The organism is Pantoea sp. CCBC3-3-1, from assembly GCF_007981265.1.
Classification (GTDB): Bacteria; Pseudomonadota; Gammaproteobacteria; order Enterobacterales; family Enterobacteriaceae; genus Erwinia.
Genome location: NZ_CP034363.1, coordinates 2894582 through 2912321, shown reverse-complemented (window position 1 = coordinate 2912321; position 17740 = coordinate 2894582). Strand labels below are relative to the sequence as shown.

Annotated in this window: 24 protein-coding genes and 1 tRNA gene; 10 read left to right on the top strand and 15 right to left on the bottom strand. The window is 51.3% G+C overall.

The window, feature by feature from the left end; all coding sequences use genetic code 11:
- Positions 1-118: 118 nt before the first annotated feature.
- From EHV07_RS13765 to EHV07_RS13755, 3 genes are all read right to left on the bottom strand, one after another.
- Positions 119-194, bottom strand: a tRNA-Asn gene (locus tag EHV07_RS13765).
- A 99-nt stretch (positions 195-293) separates the two neighbouring features.
- Complete coding sequence (mtfA, locus tag EHV07_RS13760) at positions 294-1076, bottom strand: DgsA anti-repressor MtfA (protein WP_147200624.1); 783 nt, start codon at positions 1074-1076, stop codon at positions 294-296.
- A gap of 207 nt (positions 1077-1283) precedes the next feature.
- Complete coding sequence (locus EHV07_RS13755; RefSeq protein ID WP_147198603.1) at positions 1284-1943, bottom strand: hypothetical protein; 660 nt, start codon at positions 1941-1943, stop codon at positions 1284-1286.
- Positions 1944-2537: 594 nt separating this feature from the next.
- Between EHV07_RS13755 and EHV07_RS13750 the strand changes: the two genes are divergently transcribed.
- Both EHV07_RS13750 and EHV07_RS13745 read left to right on the top strand, forming a co-directional pair.
- A complete protein-coding gene (locus EHV07_RS13750) occupies positions 2538-3233 on the top strand; it encodes a phosphohydrolase (RefSeq protein ID WP_147198602.1) in 696 nt (231 codons plus the stop codon).
- 81 nt (positions 3234-3314) lie between these two features.
- On the top strand, positions 3315-3566 hold the full coding sequence (locus EHV07_RS13745) for a hypothetical protein (protein WP_147198601.1): 252 nt from the start codon (positions 3315-3317) through the stop codon (positions 3564-3566).
- A 44-nt stretch (positions 3567-3610) separates the two neighbouring features.
- On the opposite strand, the gene EHV07_RS13740 is transcribed toward EHV07_RS13745, so the two are convergent.
- The gene (locus EHV07_RS13740) at positions 3611-4270 is read right to left on the bottom strand and encodes an epoxyqueuosine reductase QueH (RefSeq protein ID WP_147198600.1); all 660 of its coding nucleotides are present in this window, start codon (positions 4268-4270) and stop codon (positions 3611-3613) included.
- 175 nt (positions 4271-4445) lie between these two features.
- Here EHV07_RS13740 and EHV07_RS13735 point away from each other — a divergent pair, with 175 nt between their 5' ends.
- Positions 4446-5855: a DNA cytosine methyltransferase gene (locus tag EHV07_RS13735; protein WP_147198599.1), complete on the top strand. Its 1410-nt coding sequence runs from the start codon at positions 4446-4448 to the stop codon at positions 5853-5855.
- Between the two features lie 16 nt (positions 5856-5871).
- Positions 5872-6342 carry a very short patch repair endonuclease gene (locus tag EHV07_RS13730; protein WP_147198598.1) on the top strand — a complete coding sequence of 157 codons (471 nt, stop codon included), beginning with the start codon at positions 5872-5874 and terminating at the stop codon, positions 6340-6342.
- 21 nt (positions 6343-6363) lie between these two features.
- On the opposite strand, the gene yedA is transcribed toward EHV07_RS13730, so the two are convergent.
- Positions 6364-7281: a drug/metabolite exporter YedA gene (yedA, locus tag EHV07_RS13725; protein WP_147198597.1), complete on the bottom strand. Its 918-nt coding sequence runs from the start codon at positions 7279-7281 to the stop codon at positions 6364-6366.
- A gap of 171 nt (positions 7282-7452) precedes the next feature.
- On the opposite strand from yedA, the gene EHV07_RS13720 reads away from it, so the two are divergent.
- The 4 genes from EHV07_RS13720 to EHV07_RS13710 all read left to right on the top strand — a co-directional run bounded on the left by EHV07_RS13720 (position 7453) and on the right by EHV07_RS13710 (position 9163).
- On the top strand, positions 7453-7716 hold the full coding sequence (locus EHV07_RS13720) for a hypothetical protein (RefSeq protein WP_147198596.1): 264 nt from the start codon (positions 7453-7455) through the stop codon (positions 7714-7716).
- Between the two features lie 15 nt (positions 7717-7731).
- A complete protein-coding gene (locus EHV07_RS13715) occupies positions 7732-8643 on the top strand; it encodes a DUF808 family protein (RefSeq protein ID WP_147198595.1) in 912 nt (303 codons plus the stop codon).
- Positions 8644-8679: 36 nt separating this feature from the next.
- A complete protein-coding gene (locus EHV07_RS25065; protein WP_013202694.1) occupies positions 8680-8811 on the top strand; it encodes a hypothetical protein in 132 nt (43 codons plus the stop codon).
- 172 nt (positions 8812-8983) lie between these two features.
- Positions 8984-9163, top strand: coding sequence for a YodC family protein (locus EHV07_RS13710; protein ID WP_147198594.1), 180 nt, complete (start codon positions 8984-8986; stop codon positions 9161-9163).
- A 69-nt stretch (positions 9164-9232) separates the two neighbouring features.
- Here the strand turns inward: EHV07_RS13710 and EHV07_RS13705 are convergent, their stop codons facing one another.
- Both EHV07_RS13705 and EHV07_RS13700 read right to left on the bottom strand, forming a co-directional pair.
- Positions 9233-10453, bottom strand: a complete 1221-nt coding sequence (locus EHV07_RS13705; protein WP_147198593.1) for a glycosyl transferase — start codon at positions 10451-10453, stop codon at positions 9233-9235.
- Positions 10454-10498: 45 nt separating this feature from the next.
- The gene (locus EHV07_RS13700; protein WP_147198592.1) at positions 10499-11290 is read right to left on the bottom strand and encodes a mannosyl-3-phosphoglycerate phosphatase-related protein; all 792 of its coding nucleotides are present in this window, start codon (positions 11288-11290) and stop codon (positions 10499-10501) included.
- 383 nt (positions 11291-11673) lie between these two features.
- Here EHV07_RS13700 and EHV07_RS13695 point away from each other — a divergent pair, with 383 nt between their 5' ends.
- A complete protein-coding gene (locus tag EHV07_RS13695) occupies positions 11674-11832 on the top strand; it encodes a YqaE/Pmp3 family membrane protein (RefSeq protein ID WP_017800079.1) in 159 nt (52 codons plus the stop codon).
- A 51-nt stretch (positions 11833-11883) separates the two neighbouring features.
- Positions 11884-12078 (top strand): protein DsrB, encoded by a 195-nt coding sequence (dsrB, locus tag EHV07_RS13690; RefSeq protein ID WP_147198591.1) that lies wholly within the window; start codon positions 11884-11886, stop codon positions 12076-12078.
- A gap of 130 nt (positions 12079-12208) precedes the next feature.
- Here dsrB and rcsA read toward each other — a convergent pair whose 3' ends face one another.
- From rcsA to fliL, 8 genes are all read right to left on the bottom strand, one after another.
- Positions 12209-12844 (bottom strand): transcriptional regulator RcsA, encoded by a 636-nt coding sequence (gene rcsA / locus EHV07_RS13685; protein ID WP_147198590.1) that lies wholly within the window; start codon positions 12842-12844, stop codon positions 12209-12211.
- Between the two features lie 641 nt (positions 12845-13485).
- Positions 13486-14271 (bottom strand): flagellar biosynthetic protein FliR, encoded by a 786-nt coding sequence (gene fliR, locus EHV07_RS13680; RefSeq protein WP_147198589.1) that lies wholly within the window; start codon positions 14269-14271, stop codon positions 13486-13488.
- Complete coding sequence (gene fliQ, locus EHV07_RS13675; protein ID WP_147198588.1) at positions 14272-14541, bottom strand: flagellar biosynthesis protein FliQ; 270 nt, start codon at positions 14539-14541, stop codon at positions 14272-14274. It lies immediately after the preceding gene.
- A gap of 102 nt (positions 14542-14643) precedes the next feature.
- Positions 14644-15384 (bottom strand): flagellar type III secretion system pore protein FliP, encoded by a 741-nt coding sequence (gene fliP / locus EHV07_RS13670; protein ID WP_147198587.1) that lies wholly within the window; start codon positions 15382-15384, stop codon positions 14644-14646.
- Positions 15384-15782, bottom strand: coding sequence for a flagellar biosynthetic protein FliO (gene fliO / locus EHV07_RS13665; protein WP_147198586.1), 399 nt, complete (start codon positions 15780-15782; stop codon positions 15384-15386). The genes fliP and fliO overlap by 1 nt, the downstream gene beginning before the upstream one ends.
- Positions 15783-16190 (bottom strand): flagellar motor switch protein FliN, encoded by a 408-nt coding sequence (gene fliN / locus EHV07_RS13660; RefSeq protein WP_147198585.1) that lies wholly within the window; start codon positions 16188-16190, stop codon positions 15783-15785.
- Positions 16183-17190 (bottom strand): flagellar motor switch protein FliM, encoded by a 1008-nt coding sequence (gene fliM, locus EHV07_RS13655; RefSeq protein ID WP_147198584.1) that lies wholly within the window; start codon positions 17188-17190, stop codon positions 16183-16185. The genes fliN and fliM overlap by 8 nt, the downstream gene beginning before the upstream one ends.
- Before the next feature lie 6 nt (positions 17191-17196).
- Positions 17197-17676, bottom strand: coding sequence for a flagellar basal body-associated protein FliL (gene fliL / locus EHV07_RS13650; RefSeq protein ID WP_147198583.1), 480 nt, complete (start codon positions 17674-17676; stop codon positions 17197-17199).
- Positions 17677-17740 lie beyond the last annotated feature (64 nt).

Below are 17740 nucleotides of genomic sequence, written 5' to 3'. Positions count from 1 at the left end.
ACCACCAATCTTGCCCGATGCGGAGGGGGAAATAAAAATGCAACGGGAAGACTTTTCACGCTAACCTATTGAATCTGAATCAAATAAGGATTCGAAAAGCAGCATGAAAACAAGAATTTGGCTCCTCTGACTGGACTCGAACCAGTGACATACGGATTAACAGTCCGCCGTTCTACCGACTGAACTACAGAGGAATCGGTTGATGGGGCGCATAGTAACGGGGCAGGCCCGGCGTGTCAACACTAAAAAACCCGATAGCTTTCAACTGGCTGGGAATAACTCAATCCGCACAGTTAATGAACGATGCTGCCATTTTGCCTCGATTCAGCTTCCCCGCCAGTACGCCTGGGATCCTGGCGGTAAAAGCGGCAAAACCGTTCATACAGCTGAGGAAAGCGTTCCGCCAGTAAATCAGGCGCGCTAAAGAAGTATTCCGACAGCACGGCGAAGCACTCGGCCGGATCGCTGGCCGCGTAGGCATCGATAGTTGCCGCGTTCTCGCCTACCGAATCGATTTCATCCTGAATACTGCTCATCGCAGCGTTCAGCTCGCGCTCCCATCCGGCCACTTCACGTAGCGGCATCGCCGGCACGCCATTAGCGTAGTCGCTACCCCGGGCATCCAGTTTATGGGCCACTTCATGAATAATCAGGTTATAACCTGAAAGATCAAATGAGTCCTGCACATCCAGCCAGTTCAGCACGATGGGGCCTTGCTGCCAGCTTTGACCTGACTGGACCATACGCTCGCGGTGCACGAGGCCAAATTCATCCTGCCACTCGTCGTCCACCATAAAAGGAGCGGGATAGATCAGCACCTCATGAAAACCATCCAGCCATTCGTAGCCGAGATTGAGCACGGGCAGGCAAAAAAGCAGGGCGACACGCGCAGATTTCACATCGTCGAGAACGAAATCCTGCAAAGCCAGCAGCCGTTTCTGTTGCAGAAAGCGCTGGGCAAGCTGGATGAGCTTTTGCCGATCGCTCTCACTCAGCGTTTGCAGCAATGGGATTGCCAGTGCCTGCTGCCAGGGCAGATTATCAGCCGTTTTGGTTTTCCAGGGCCATTTGATCATCATGCAACCCAATCCGGTGGAGGAGGTATTACCATGCCGCAGCATACTGTTAACCGCAACTGTTACATTCGGCAATATGAGAAACGTTTTCGCGTATGGACGCAGAGCGGCAATTTAATCAGTAAATTCAGAGAGAATCTGTGATCGCAGGTGGGTGAGGAGCAAAATAAGCATCCCGGCTGGCGATCTCAGCCGGGATGAACGTCATCAGACGCGTTTAAATTCGATGACCCAAACCCAGGGATTCACTTCCCAGCTTGTGCCGCCATACTGCAGCGCCCACTGTTTGCGGTAGCTGTCTTTCGGGGAGATCACTTCATTGTGCATAGTGAAAAAGTTATTCAGGAAGTGAGAGTCAGTTTGCACGCCTTCAGCAAAAATATCGTCATCGCTGATGTCCTGAATCTTCTCAACCCGCACCGCCGTTACCAGCAAATTGATGCGGCTTGCCCAGCGCGGCATATGGATGCCCGCCTGCCAGCCGAACTGATCGTCTTCCTCAGCGGCGCTGGAAAAGGTTCCGGTATCGGCACGATATTGACAATAGTCAGGCGTTTTAAACCGTTCGGGATTACGTTCGTATTCGGCCATTTCTTCCGGGGGAATTACCGGGCCTCGCCAGGTTTCTCTCACCCATAAACGGTCGCCGGGCTGCCCAAAAGGACAGTGGTAACTTAAGTTTCCCATGCCCATTACCCGGTTGCCCTGGAGGTGGTTGTTTAAGACATCAATGCCATAACAGCCTTCGTGGTTATCTTGTCCTGGTCCAAAGAGTTGGGATTTCATAATGCGCCGGGTCTGGCTCTGTTGGCCTGAGAGCAGTGCTCGCACCCGTTGATCGTTAAACAAAATCGGGCGTTCTTTCATGGTTTGACCCCTGTTACTTATTTGGTTAAGGCACCGATCGCAGCCATTACTTAAATGACAATACAGATTAATCTGAACTTTAGCCTGCGTGGAACTGTGTGTGTTTTAAATCAAATGAAACATAAGCTGAGCTTTTTTATTTAAGCTACCTGTTCCGCCTTGTACTCTTCAGGGACAAGGGCGGCATTTTCGCAGGTCTGACCTGCGGGTTCAGGCCCAACAATCCTCGCGATCATAAATTTGACATATGCCGTCTTTACAATCTCTTACGTTAACAGCAGCCTGAGACAATCTGTTACTGTTACGACGCTCCGCTGCCAGAATCGATTGTGGGTTGATGATGATTCTAACTTACTGTGCGTCAAAATGCCGATAACTTATTACAAAAAGTACATTATTAATGTTTAACCATTTGCATAAAAAATCAGCAATTAAAGGCTGGGTAAAAACCTGAAAAACCAAAACGCATTGCGAAAATGTGAAGATAAGCGCTATAAACAGAGAAGGGTGGCATCGGGCCCGCTGCCCTTATCTACAGTGGATGAGCGTTAACCCACTGACATCTCTACAAGTTCAAACTATAAGGAGAAGTCTATGACTCTTAATCACTGGCAACGCCGCTTTGAAAGCTGGCTGCATGCGACATGGCCTCAGGATGATAAAGCTCACGACGTCGCGCATTTACGTCGAGTCTGGCTGACTGCCCAGCGTATTATGAAAGACACACCGGCTGATGAGCTGGTTGTGCTTACCGGGTGTTATTTTCATGACATCGTTAACCTGCCTAAAAATCATCCAGAGCGTCACCTGGCTTCCGCAAAGGCCGCCGTTGAGACGCGTCGGATCCTGCTGGACGTTTTCCCTGATTTTCCTGAAGAGAAACATGATGCGGTATCGCATGCCGTTCACGCTCACAGCTTTAGCGCGGGTGTGGTAGCAGAAACGTTAGAAGCGCAAATCGTGCAGGATGCCGATCGACTGGAATCATTAGGCGCAATAGGACTGGCTCGCGTGTTTTATGTTTCCGGTGCGCTGGGACGTTCGCTGTTTGACAGCTTCGACCCCTTGGGTAAGGAGCGGCCTTTAAACGATGCGGAATGGGCGCTGGATCATTTTCAGAAAAAATTACTTAAGCTGCCTGAGACCATGCATACCGAAGAGGGGCGCCGGCTGGCGCGTCATAATGCCGATTTTTTGGTGACCTACATGGCAAAGCTGTGCGCCGAGCTGAACGGGGATTTTTGCGCGCTGGATCAGGATGTATTACAGGCGTTTGCCACGAGTCACTAAAATATTAAATTTTTGTGACAGTATGGTTATACACAAGCTTTCATGCGAGGGTGTTGCGGTCATTTATCAGGAGATTCGGACATGACTACCGACACCGTTAGCTTAACAATAAAAATCGATCCAAATCTGAAAGAAACGCTGAAAACGCTGGCCACGGAAAATCAAATTTCGCTCAGTCAGGAGGTTAGTCAGCGTCTGCACAGTAGCCTGACAACGTATCCGCATCCCACCGTGGATAACCTGGATACGTCGGAGGAGGTCGATGCGCAATTAACGTCCAGTGAACTTAAGCAAATCCGTGCGTTGCTGAAAAAATCGAAAAAGAAAAAATAGTGTTGCCCCATCCTCAGGATGGGGTCAGTCAGCAATCGACGGAATCATGCCTGCTCATCATCACCGTAATAGAGGACGCCCAGCTTAATCAGCTGGCGGCCCTGGCTTTTACGGTGAAGATTAGTGTCACGCAGCGAGTAGACGCAGCCGCAATATTCCTGCTGATAAAAACGTTCGCGCTTGCTGATATCAATCATGCGTGCTGAACCGCCTTTTTTCCGCCAGTTGTAATCCCAATAGGTCAGATTATCGTAAGGCGCGGCGGCGCGTTTGCCGCAATCGTTAATTTGCTGCATGTTTTTCCAGCGGGAGATCCCCAGACAGCTGGAAATAACCGGAAAACCATGTTCATGAGCATACAGCGCGGTGCGTTCAAAGCGCATGTCGAAACACATGGTGCAACGTACGCCGCGTTCGGGTTCCCACTCCATTCCTTTTGCGCGTTCAAACCAGTTATCCGTATCATAATCAGCGTCCACAAAAGGCACGCCGTTCTTTTCTGCGAAGCGGATATTCTCCTCTTTACGCAACAGATACTCTTTCTGTGGATGAATATTCGGGTTGTAGAAGAAAATGGTGTAATCAATCCCGGCGGCCGCAATGGCCTCCATGACTTCGCCAGAGCAGGGCGCACAGCACGAGTGCAGCAGCAGTTTACTGGCACCGTTTGGCAGGCTCAGGGGCGGGCGTGAGATGTCGCTCATGACGTCAGGCTCCATGAATGGGTCAAAAAAACAGAGCAAGTTTAAGCTCAGGCTCGCAGGATGTCACGGATTGTGCCCCGGCTGCTGTGTAAATCGCCAGTTGAGCCAGTTAGCGCCTGGCTTTGGTGCAGTGAAGTGATAAACTGCCAGGCTCAATCCTTATTGATGAGTGACTATGAGCGAGTTCGACAGTAGCGGCGAAGCACCTCTGCAGGCGCAGCAAAAATATCAGCAGGATCGTCAGCGAGTAGAGCAATTACTGGAAATCTACGATCTGAAAACGCTGGCGGCAACGTTACAGCAGGCCGGCCAGTCTGCCTGGACACGCGACACGCTTAGCCGCTGGGTTAAAGGCAGCAGCGCCATGACGGTTTTGACCGAGGCCGAAATAGCGGCACTGGACAACCTGCTGCCTGCGCCGCCCGCTCATCATCCGCATTATGCATTCCGTTTTATTGACCTCTTTGCCGGTATTGGCGGCATTCGCAGCGGTTTCGAAGCGATTGGGGGTCAGTGCGTGTTTACCAGTGAGTGGAACAAGTACTCGGTAAAAACTTACCGCGCGAACTGGTATTGCGATCCAGAAAGTCACGTTTTCAATCAGGACATTCGTGATGTCACTTTAAGCGCAAAGCCTGACGTCAGCGAGCAGGAGGCTTACCAGCATATTAACCGGCAGGTGCCGGATCATGATGTGCTGCTGGCGGGTTTCCCCTGCCAGCCTTTTTCGCTGGCGGGCGTGTCGAAAAAAAACGCGCTGGGCCGGGCTCACGGCTTTGAGTGTGAAGCGCAGGGCACGCTGTTTTTTGACGTGGCCCGTATTATCACCGCTAAAAAACCGGCCATTTTTGTGCTGGAAAACGTCAAAAATCTGAAGAGCCATGACAAAGGCAATACCTTCCGCGTGATTATGGAGACGCTGGACGAACTGGGTTATGACGTGGCGGATGCTGATGCCAGCGGCGCAGCCGATCCTAAAATCATCGACGGGAAACATTTTTTGCCGCAGCACCGCGAGCGCATTGTGCTGGTGGGGTTTCGACGTGATTTAAAACTGCCGCAATTCAGCCTCAGCGCGCTGAAAACGCTCTATCCTCAGCAGCGAACGCCGCTGCGCGATCTGCTGGAGCCCGCGGTGGATGCTAAATACATCCTGACGCCCGTGCTGTGGAAATACCTCTATAATTATGCGAAGAAACATCAGGCTAAAGGTAATGGCTTTGGCTACGGCCTGGTGGATCCGCAGCTGGAAAATGGCGTGGTGCGTACGCTCTCCGCGCGTTATTACAAAGACGGATCGGAAATTCTTATTGACCGTGGCTGGGATCGCCAGCTGGGTGAAAGAGATTTTGATGATGCGGACAATCAGCAGCGCCGTCCACGTCGTTTGACGCCGAGGGAATGTGCACGCCTGATGGGCTTTGAAAAGCCAGACCAGCGCTTTCGTATTCCCGTTTCAGACAGTCAGGCTTACCGCCAGTTTGGTAACTCAGTGGTTGTGCCGGCGTTTGCGGCGGTAGCGAAACTGCTGCTGCCGTGGATTAAGCAGGCGGTGCAGGCGCGGCAGGGGAATCAGAACGCCTGACCCTCAAGGAGACAGTATGGCTGACGTTCACTCATCGATAATTCGTAGCAAGAACATGCGGGCCATACGCACGCGAGACACGGCGATTGAAAACCGGCTGGCCGAACAGCTGGCCGAGCTGGGTTTCAGCTATCGCGTGCAGGACAAAAGCCTGCCTGGACGGCCCGATTTTGTGCTGGATCGCCATCAGGCGATTGTCTTTGTGCATGGCTGTTTCTGGCATCACCACCACTGCCATCTCTTTAAAGTTCCTGCAACCCGCACCGCTTTCTGGATGGAAAAAATAGACGGCAACGTTGAGCGCGATAAACGCGCGGTTGCTGAACTGAGCGCTGCGGGCTGGAAGGTACTGGTGGTATGGGAGTGCGCGCTGCGCGGAAAAACTAAACTGGCATCAGAAGCGCTAGGCGCCCGCCTGGAAGAGTGGCTGTTTGCCGCAGAAGGCAATGCCGAAATCGACGGGCAGGGAGTTCGTCCTCTGAGCTGATCCCTGCCTGCCGCAACAGAACTAGTCCGCTTTAGTGACCGGTTTGATCACCGGTTTGCAGGGAATGAGATATTTTCCCAACGTCACCAGAATTACCGCCAGAACGATAACTGCCAGCGCCAGCCACTCGCGCGGGGTGAGGCTTTCGCCCGCAAAACTAATGCCCAGCAGCACGGCGACAACCGGATTAACATAGGCGTAGCTGGTGGCAATAGCCGGGCTAACGTTGCGAATCAGGAACATATAGGCATTGATGGCGATGATCGAGCCAAACAGGCTGAGATAGCCCAGCGCCAGAAAACCCGGTAATGCAGGGGCGGCATGCAGCTTTTCGCCGCTTAGCTGGCTGGCCGTCAGCAGAACCACGCCCGCTGCCAGCATCTCAATCGCGCCCGCCATCATGCCTGTGGGCAAATTAATACGCGATCCCCAGACCGAACCAAACGCCCAGCTTAGCGAGCCGGCCAGGATCATCAATGCGCCCCACGGATTATTGCCAAGATGGCCGCCGCTGTTCAGCAGGATAATGCCCACCAGCCCAACGGCAATCCCTAACCATTCAATCCAGCGGGTTGCAATGCCGAACAGGCGGCTGAAGCACATAGCGAACAGCGGCACGGTCGCGACCATCACAGCCGCAATGCCGGACGGGACATTCTGATGCTCGGCCACCGTAACCGCGCCGTTACCGGCAGCCAGCAGCATAATGCCGACCAGCGCGGCATTCCCGGCCTGACGCCAGCTGGGAAGCCTGTCGCCGCGCAGCAATAAGAAGGCTGTAAGAATTACCCCTGCCAGCAGAAAACGCAGCCCGGCCATCATCATTGGGGGCCAGCTTTCCACCCCGACACGGATCACGAAATAGGTCGATCCCCAGATAAAATAGAGGGCGAACAATGAGGCCAGAAGTGGAAGCAGGGCAGGCGCGCGGCGTAACATAATTTTTCCTGAAGCCGGATAAAGAGCGCTACGTTAGCGTTAAAAAAAGATTTCAACCAGATGAAATCTCGCTTTTTTTGCCAATCTGGACGATTCAGATCACATAATTTGCATCCCTCGTTCATAATTGCTTAGATCACACTCTTTAACATCTTCTGTCTACGGTGGATTATGGCCAGTATCAAACTCACAGTCAGACGACTGTATAAAATCAGCGGCGAACGAATGGTCAACACCACGGCTACCGCGCGCATTTTTGTGGGCAACACGCTGGTGGCGACAGAAGAGATCGCGGGTCAAACCGAAAGCCCGGTCAGTAAATATGTGCATCACGCACAAGCGGAAGGGCCGGTTCGCGTAGAGTGGGATTGTGACGGTATTGCCGATATCTCGGTAGCCGAAGTGCAGGTTTGTCCCTGCTGTCAGCATGACTAAATAAGGAAGGAAATTTTGGCAGGAAGTAGTTTACTGACATTACTGGATGATATTGCCACGCTGCTGGATGATATTTCGGTGATGGGAAAAGTGGCGGCAAAGAAGACCGCTGGCGTATTGGGTGACGATCTGTCGCTAAATGCACAGCAGGTTAGCGGCGTAAAGGCTAATCGCGAACTGCCGGTAGTGTGGGGCGTGGCGAAAGGCTCTTTCCTGAATAAGCTGATTTTGGTGCCGCTGGCGTTGGTCATTAGCGCGCTGGCACCCTGGGCGATTACGCCTTTGCTGATGCTGGGTGGTGCCTATCTTTGCTATGAAGGGGTGGAAAAAGTCTTCCACAGCCTGCATAAGGATGAAAACGCGAAAACGCCTGAGGCCAGAGAGCAACGCATCCGCAAGCTCAATCCGCAGGAAGCCGCCGTCTATGAAAAGAAAAAAATCAAAGGCGCAGTGCGCACCGACTTTATTCTTTCCGCGGAGATTGTCGCAATCACCCTGGGTATTGTTTCCGACGCGCCGCTACTGAATCAGGTCGTTATACTGGCAGGCATCGCCATTCTGGTGACGGTTGGGGTGTATGGCATCGTAGCCTGTATCGTTAAAATTGACGATTTGGGCCTGTGGCTTAAAGAGAAATCCTCCGCGCTGGCACAAGGCGTGGGTGGTCTGCTGTTGACGCTGGCACCAAAAATGATGAAGGTGCTGTCCGTTGTCGGCACGCTGGCAATGTTCCTGGTCGGTGGCGGCATTATCGCCCACGGCGTGCCGCTGCTGCATCACTACATTGAGCACGTCAGTGCAGGCTTTAGCGGAATGATCGCCTCGCTTATCAGCAACCTGGCCAACCTGGTGCTGGGATTCATCGTGGGATCGATTGTGCTTTTTGCGGTAAATCTGGCTGGTAAACTGCGAAAACAATCAGTATAAAGGCAGCCCTCAAGTGCTAAGTAACCTGGAGCAATGATGAAAGACGATATTTTTGAATTCGATATTGATGCCGAACTGGAACAGGCGGAAGCCAATGCCGAGAAAAAAGCCAGCGAAGTCCCGGCTGATTTAGGCGATGAAGCTGACTGCGAAGGTTGCAAAATCTAACTGCCTTTCAAAGCGAGTAATGAACTTTACTCGCTTTTTTTATTTTTCGCATTTTCAACTGCATATTTTTATTTAACAAAACTTTTACCTGCAATTAACGGAATAAATGCGGAGCGACTGCTATACCTTAATTTCCGTCCGCAAATAGTACGCTCAGCGCAGGAGATGAAAGATGATTCTGGTCAGTGAGGAAGTGCAGCTTAAAGAAGGTGGGCCATCGATGATTGTTACCGGCTATGCCAGCGGAATGGTCGAGTGCCGCTGGTACGACGGCTATAGCGTAAGGCGGGAGGCCTTCCATGAAGATGAGCTTTGCGCTCTGAACCCGGAGCAAACTCAACTTGCCAGCTAGCCCACACTGAACAGGACGATACTTCCGTCCTGTTTCTTTTTATCTCCCGCCTGTACCCCTGTCGCTCAGTTATACTTTTCCCTCGTTGTCCTCTTCGACCGCCTGATAGATGCGCTGCATAATATCCGGGAAAGCGGACTGTACGCGGCTCCAGCTGGGAATAAACGGCTTTTCGTTAGGGCGTTCAATAAACGACTGTCCGGCTTCCAGAATCGACTGTGTAAACATTTCCACGGCCGCTTCCTCAGCGTGCTGGTCGAATTTCAGGCCGTTCATCGCAGCATCATGGCTGTAGATCTCCATCATATCCAGCGCGTTACGGTAGTAGGTTGCTTTCAGGACGCGGAAGGAGTCGCTGGTGATATTGACGCCCATCGTCGCCATTTTACGCAGCAGCGATTGCACGATATCGTTACTCATGCGGCGCAGACCGCCGGTGCCGTCCTCTTCCGAAAGCGGCTGATGTTTGTGGTCATAGTGATGCGCAATCTCTACCTGACAACTTTGACGGGTAATATAGTTGCGGTAGATCTCCGACAGCACGCCTATTTCAAGCCCCCAGTCGCCGGGTATTTTAATGTTATTCAGCACGTGAGTACGCATCGCAAACTCGCCGGAAAGGGGGTAGCGGAAGCTGGCAAGGTATTCCAGGTATTCGGAGTGACCATAAACTTTTTGCAGCGAACGCAGCAGCGGGCCAACCAATAATCTTCCCACTCTGCCATTAAGCTTGTTATCTGCAACGCGGGCGTAAAAGCCTTTACAAAACTCATACTGAAACGCCGGATTTGCCAGCGGATAAAGCAGGCGTGCCAGCATGCCTCGTTCATACGTCACGATGTCACAGTCATGAAGTGCGACGCAGGCTGAACGTTCTGAGGCCAGCGTGTAGCCGGTACAAAACCAGACGTTGCGGCCTTTACCGGGTTGAGAAGGGGACAGACCCTCTTTGTCCAGCTCGGCATCAATCGCTTTCAGGCGTGGGCCGTCGTTCCATAAAATGCGGTGACGCTGCGGCAGGCGTGAAAAGAATTCCCGAGCGTAAAGAAACTGGTCGCGGTCAGCGCGATCCAGCCCGATAACGATCTCCTCCAGATAGGGAACTTTAGCCAATTCATCAACAATATGGCCCAGTGCCGGGCCTTCCAGTTCCGAAAAAAGCGACGGCAGGATCAGTCCCATTTTGCGCCGTCTGGCAAAGCGAACCAGATCTTTCTCCAGCTCCTCTACCGGGCGGGCGGTGAGATTGTGAAAATTCGTTATAACGCCGTTCTGGAAAAAATCACTCATCGCGTTCCCCTTATAATCCGCCTGAAATCACCGGATATCGTCACGTTAATCCTGGATAAAATGTGTCAGGCCTTCGCTCCATCCTTCAGGACCAAAGCCTGTACTGTAAAAAACACGGTCTTTATCCTCTCTTTTTAATTCAACGCTGTTTTTACTGTAGCCCTTAATCACCACGGCGTAATCGACCTTATCCAGCATCGGCGCATCGTTTGGCCCGTCACCTAAACCGATGGTAATGTAACGCTGACCGGTCGGATGGGCGTAATGCGTTAACAGCCACTCCAGCGCGGCACCTTTGCCGCTGCCCTGGCTCATCACGTGCCAGAACCTTCCGCCCTGCACCAGTTCCAGACTGTCGGCGGCCAGCGCCTGTTGGAAAGCCGTAAACTGTTCCGTAGTATCCCGCCAGATCACACTTTCTGAACCTTCACGTGCTCGGGCAAGCGTGGCGTCATGCGGCGTCAGGCCTGTCCATTCCGCCACCTCTTTTTCAGTCACATCGGAAAAACCGGTAAATTTGAAACCGTGCTGGTCGCGCAAGCGCTGCAAAACCTGGCAAATATCGTCATAACTTCTGGCAGACTTTGCCTGAACCTGGCCTTCCAGCTTAACAACGGCACCGTTTTCAGCAATAAAAGGCGCGCCTACTATTCCCAGCGAGCGCTGCAACGGCACAATTTCTGCGGCGGTTTTGCTGGAGCAAACCACCAAAGGCACATCTGCGCGGGTAAGGCGATTCAGCCATGGCTGCGCGGGTAGCCAGCTGTAGGAGTGATGATCCAGCAATGAGCCATCCAAATCCGTCACTATCATTAGCGGGTCATGTAGTTTTGGCATCGCCTTACCTCCTCATGCCGTTAAAAAAAGCAGGATAATCAGAAAGTATAGAGCCATCCGCATGCGCTGCTGGCGTTTTTAGAGTGAACAAGAGGGGGAGGAGGAATAACAGGCTGGAAAAAGGCAAAAAAAAAGCCCGCGCTGCGCGGGCAAAAATCCTTGTTACTTTTTAGGTTGACTGCCCCTTTGGGGTTGGTGCAGTGGGGACAGTGTAGGCTTTCAGGTTGTCAAAAGTCTCACCAGAAAACGTTAAAAAAACGAAAAGGAAGTCACCCCGTTAACATTACGTTGTTTTACACGACATTCCGGGCAAATTGCAATATAACCGCTATACTTATCAACCGATTACAAAATAAACCGATTGTCCACGCTATGGAGGCGACATGGATTTTTTACGTATCGTTATTGCTATTCTTTTACCGCCGCTGGGCGTTTTTATGCAGGTTGGCTTCGGCGGTGCCTTCTGGTTAAATATCTTGCTGACGCTGTGCGGTTATATCCCAGGCATCGTGCATGCCGTATGGGTAATTGCACGCCGTTAAGCCACTCTGATGCGTTTTATCAGAACCTGATGGATTAATGGAGAGGGTGAAATGAAAGTAAACGATCGTGTGACGGTCAAAACGGATGGCGGACCGCGCCGTCCGGGAACGGTACTGGCGGTAGAAGATTTCAGTGAGGGAACAATGTATCTGGTTTCGCTGGAAGATTATCCGCAGGGAGTTTGGTTCTTTAATGAGACAGGTCACGCGGACGGAATTTTTGTAGAACCGCATGCCCAGAGCTGACAGCGCACAGACAATTCAGGTAAAGGGGCGATTTAACTCGCCCCTTATTCTTTTTACCGAATCAGATTCAGTTATTCATTTGCCTTATGACCAGGCAAAAAAAACCGGCTTGCGCCGGCTTTCTTCAGATTCATCGAACGTTAACGTAGATACCGCTGGTTACGTTGTCAGTCAGGCGAACCACATGATAAATAACTTGTTTGTTGTGTGTTTTAATTTTACGTTTAATGTTTCCTTTATGCGAGGAAACCGTCTTGGCCTTAATTTGCATCTTGTCCGATATTTGAATCGTATCGTGGCCAGACATCCACATTTTCAACATGTTTGACTCGGTCTGGCTCAGCGTCAATGGGTGAACATCGAAGCCTGCAGAGTAACGAGGGGAAACATTGAGTTTCTTTTGAAAATAGGAAATTAATAAATTATCCAGAGTTGCTGGCTTGATCGATTTTGACGTAATAATCAGGTTCTTACGAACGTAGAGGTATTCCTCAAAATGGATATTGGAGATAGCCATAAAGATAAAGAACAGTGTATCAGGGTGCTGCATAATAATGGTTCTTATGCGCTGGCTGGCGTCTGCTTCATGAATGAAGCAATCCTCGTTAATAAAAACCACACCCGGCTGAAGCTGTTGGCATTTCGTTTGTAACTGATCGATATCATTTACGGAAGTTATATTTTTCTTTTTCACTCCCTTTACTGACATATAATCTGTAAGCCCTAGTCGTGTATAGCTGCATGAATCCATTATAATTGTTGGCATAATAGCGACCCTCACCAAATTGTTATCCGTTTAAATCAACGATGAATTACGCGTTTGTATAGTTACGAGAGTAATATGTTCTGTTTTCAATTTTATTATATGTACTTAGTACTGAATCCGCAGCGTTAGCACGTTCCATCCATGCTTGATATTACCGTTAAGTTTGGGCGACATAACGCACAACCAAAGCACCGAAAACAGTCAGAACGGAGGATCCGGCTGACGGTTTGTCTTAGCACAGCATGTAGCTTTGTTTTTGTGAACCGAGCCACTATCGCGCAGAACGCGGAAAAATCTGATAGGACGATTCCTAAAAAACATTCACTCTGCGAATGTGTATCGCGAAAAGTGTTGCTGACAATGCCGTAAAACGCGGTTTGATACAAGGGAAACAACAAAAAATAAAATTTCCATTAAAAACAGTTAGTTTTGCGAAACGTCAACTTTAACTTATTCGCAACAATCAACCCGTTTCGTTAAACAAAATACGCTAACATCGATTTAATAAGAATAATTTTCATTGCGCGAGGCGATTTATCAGATTTTCCTTAAGACTATTCTGGTAAAACCGGTTTGAAAAATGCACAAAAACATTCTACCTGCTTACCAATGATATTATCACCAGTACACAATACTTAAGTTTATCTGGATGGCAATTCGCTCAAAATTCCAGCGAGCAAATCAAATACTTCGCTGAACAGGTGCTCGCAGAAGGGGGCAAGGAGCGGCATCATCAGGCTCATAAAGATGATTCCGATCGATAAGGTGATGGGAAAACCAATGGCGAAAACCGACAGCTGAGATGCAACACGGTTTAACAAACCCAGGGCCAGGTTAAGGGTAAGTAACAAGGTTATCAACGGTAGCGCTAATCGCATGCCATTAAGGAAAATTAAACCGGCTGCCTTCGTTAAAGCCAGAAACGCATTGCCATTGATCAGATTGCCGCCGATCGGCAGCGTTTGAAAACTGTCTGCGACCATTGAGATTAGCCACAGATGTCCGTTGAAAGACAAAAACAGCAGCATGGCGAGCATATCCAGAAAACGCGCCAGCACCGGCATGTTCAGGCGGCTGGCCGGATCGAAAAAGGTGGCGAAAGAAAGTCCCATTTGCAACCCAATCACTTCCCCGGCGGTTCTGACCGCGGCGAAGGCGAATTGCATCGTAAAACCGATAGCCACGCCAATAAGAATCTGCTGAATCAGCAGCCAGAAGCCGCCAATTGAGAAAATACTCACGTTGACCGGCGGCAGGGTTGGGATCAGCACCCAGGTAATCATCAGACCGAGGCCCAGCTTGACCTTTTTGCTGATGGATTTTTCGCTTAACAGCGGAGCAGTCATGATCAACGCCAGCACGCGCGCCAGGGGCCAGAACAATTGCCCCATCCATAACACTAATTGACTGCTGTCGAAGTTAATCATTTAACCGATGATATTAGGCAGATTGCTGAAGAGGGTGCGCATGTAATCCAGAATCAGATTCAGCATCCACGGGCCGGCAACCACGATGGTGGCAACAACGGCAAGAATTTTAGGGATAAACGACAGGGTTTGTTCGTTGATTTGCGTTGCAGCCTGCAACAGGCTGATCACCAGTCCGCTGACCAGCGCTGCAACTAACAGCGGGGCGGCTAACGCCAGCGCAACGTGCAGCGCATCTTGCCCCATAACCATTACCGATTCAGGTGTCATAACGACTCCAGCAAAAAAATAGTAGGTTAAATTCTTCGCTGGACGACTTTTGGCGTCGCTGAAGCGAGGTTATTGCTTGTGGCGGACACGTCCGCGCAATCTTTATGAATAGAAACTTTGGGCCAGCGACCCTATCAGCAGCTGCCAGCCGTCAACCAGCACAAACAGCATCAGCTTAAAGGGGAGCGAGATGGTCGCGGGCGGCACCATCATCATCCCCAACGCCATCAGAACGCTGGCGACAACCAGGTCAATAATCAAAAAAGGAATAAAGACGGTAAAGCCAATCTGGAACGCCGTTTTCAGCTCGCTGGTGACATAAGCGGGCAGCAGAATACGCATGGGTACCGCTTCCGGCCCCTGCAACGGTGGCGTATTTGCCAGGCGAGCAAACAAAGCTAAATCGGCTTCACGCGTCTGGCGCAGCATAAATTCGCGCAGTGGCTGAGCACCTTTATCAATCGCATCCTGCATGCTGATCTTGTCTTCGCTGAACGGCAGATAGGCATCCTGATAAATTTTGTCGAACACCGGCCCCATAATGAAGAAGGTCAGGAACAGCGACAGACCAACCAGCACCTGGTTTGGCGGCGCAGAGGGCGTACCCAGCGCGTTACGCAGCAGGCCAAAAACGATAATGATGCGCGTAAAGCTGGTCATCATCAGCATGATGGCCGGAAGGAAAGTCAGCGAGGTGATAAACACCAGCGTCTGCACCGGCAGTGACCAGCTTTGTCCGCCGTTAGCCGTGGGTTGGCTAATCAGGCCGGGAAGCTGAGCGTGAACGTCAGGCACCAGCAGCAGAAGAAGAAGCGGAGCCAGCAGGGGAAGAATGCGTTTCATTATGACTTTCCGGGGCGCTTGAGTAAGGTCTGTAACACCTGACGGAAATCTGCCGTCGCAGCCGGAGGTTCCGGATTTTCCTGCTCGGGCAAAGGCGGCAGGGTGTGCAAATGGGTGATCTGCTGTGCTGTAACGCCTAATACCAGACGTGCATCTTTGACATCAACAATCACCACACGTTCGCGTTGACCCACCTGGCAGCTGGCGCTAACGGACAGGTCTTGCTGTCCGCGAGCGCCGCGCTTGGGTACGAAGCCAATGCGTTTGGCTATCCAGGCACAAGCCAGGATTAACAGAATAATCACGGCCAGTACGCTACTGACCTGAGTCAGCATCGATCCGGTTGAAATAGCCGGTTGACCAACCGGCTGCTGTGTCACCTGGCTCGTTGTCTTCATTTAGCGACTCAGACGGCGCATACGTTCAGATGGGGTGATAATATCGGTGATGCGCACGCCGTATTTGTCGGCAACGACCACGACTTCACCCTGAGCAATCAAATAACCGTTAATCAGAATATCCAGTGGCTCACCGGCCAGGCCTTCCAGTGCAACCACGGAACCTTGCGTCAGACGCAGTAGCTCTTTGATGGTCATTTTGGTGCGGCCCAGTTCCACAGTCAGCTTGACCGGGATATCCATAATCAGATCGATATCCTGCAACGATCCGGCAATGTCGTTACTTTCCAGAGATTTAAACACCCCTTCAGATGACGCGCTGCTGGTGCTGGTCTGCTCATTCAGCGCGTCAGCCCACAGGTCGTCCGCGGAGATGTCGTCTTCGGACGGCTTATTGGTGTCACTCATGGGGCTGTTCCTCATTCATCGAATTCAAAATCGGGTTAATCAGATGTTCAACTCGCAGCGCGTACTGCCCGTTAAGGGTGCCGTACTGGCTGGTTAATACCGGCACGCCATCGACATGAGCGATAATGCGATCCGGTTTATCAATCGGTAATACGTCGCCAGGCTTCAGTGACAGCAGTTTAGAAATCCGCATCGACACGTCGGCAAAGTTAGCTATCAGCTCCAGTTCGGAGTGCTGAACCTGCTTAACCAGCGTTTCACGCCAGTTATGATCTTCCTGGCGCGAGTTCTCCAGCGGTGGATTCACCAGCGTTTCGCGCAGCGGTTCAATCATGCTGAACGGAATACAGATGTTGAACTCACCCACCAGGTTGCCAATTTCGACCTGGAACGGTGTGGTAATCACGATATCGTTCGGCGAGGTGGTGATGTTGGTAAACTTCACCTGCATTTCCGAGCGAACATATTCCACATCCAGCGGATAAATTGGCTTCCAGGCATCGCTGTAACCTTCCAGCGCCAGCTTCAGCATTTTGCGGATTACGCGCTGTTCGGTAGCGGTAAACTCGCGACCCTCAACCTTGGTCGGAAAACGGCCGTCACCGCCAAACAGGTTATCAACTGCAATAAAGACCAGGCTGGGTGAAAACACCACCAGCGCGGTGCCTCGCAGTGGCTTCAGGTGGATCAGGTTCAGGTTAGTCGGCACCGGCAGGTTGCGAGCAAATTCATGATAAGGCTGAATTTTAATCGCACCGACCGTGATGTCCGGGCTACGACGCAGCAGGTTAAACAGCGCCATACGGTATGAACGTGCAAAACGTTCGTTAATGATCTCCAACGCCTGCAGACGTTCGCGAACCATGCGACGCTGGGTGTTGGGATCGTAAGGACGAATGTTGCTGTCGCCCGCACTACTAACCTTTTCTTCTGCCGCGCTGTCGCTGTCGCCATTAAGCAGCGCGTCAATTTCCGCCTGTGAGAGAATGCTGTCGCCCATGTCGCCTTACCTCAAAATGAAGGCAGTGAACAATACGTCACTCACTGTCTGCGGAGGTTGACCCTGCACCAGCGGTGGCGCGAGAACGGCTTTGATTTGCTTAACCAGTTCCTGCTTACCCTGTTCGTTGCCCAGCGCCGCAGCATCCTGGCGGGAGAGCAGCAGCAGCAAGCGGCTACGCACCTCCGGCAGATAATCCGTGATGCGCTGACGGGTTTCATCATCCGGCAGGCGCAGAGTAAAGCCTACATAGAGCACACGGTCAGGGTCGTTATCCGGGTTAATCAGGTTAACGGTAAACGTGTCCATGGCGAAAAAGACGGGCGCCGGAGGCGGTACTGGTTTTGCAGCTTCAGCCGCATCAGCAGGACCCTTCATCTTATGCCAGACCATGTAGCCGCCTACGCCTGCCGCCGCCAGTACAACCAGCAGAATCAGAGGTATTAAAAGTTTGCGTTTGCCGCTTTTTGCTTTCTTATCAGTCATACGAGCGATAATTCCTGTGAGTATTTCCGAGAGGCGGTCTACCGCTCTCTGACGACGTTATGGG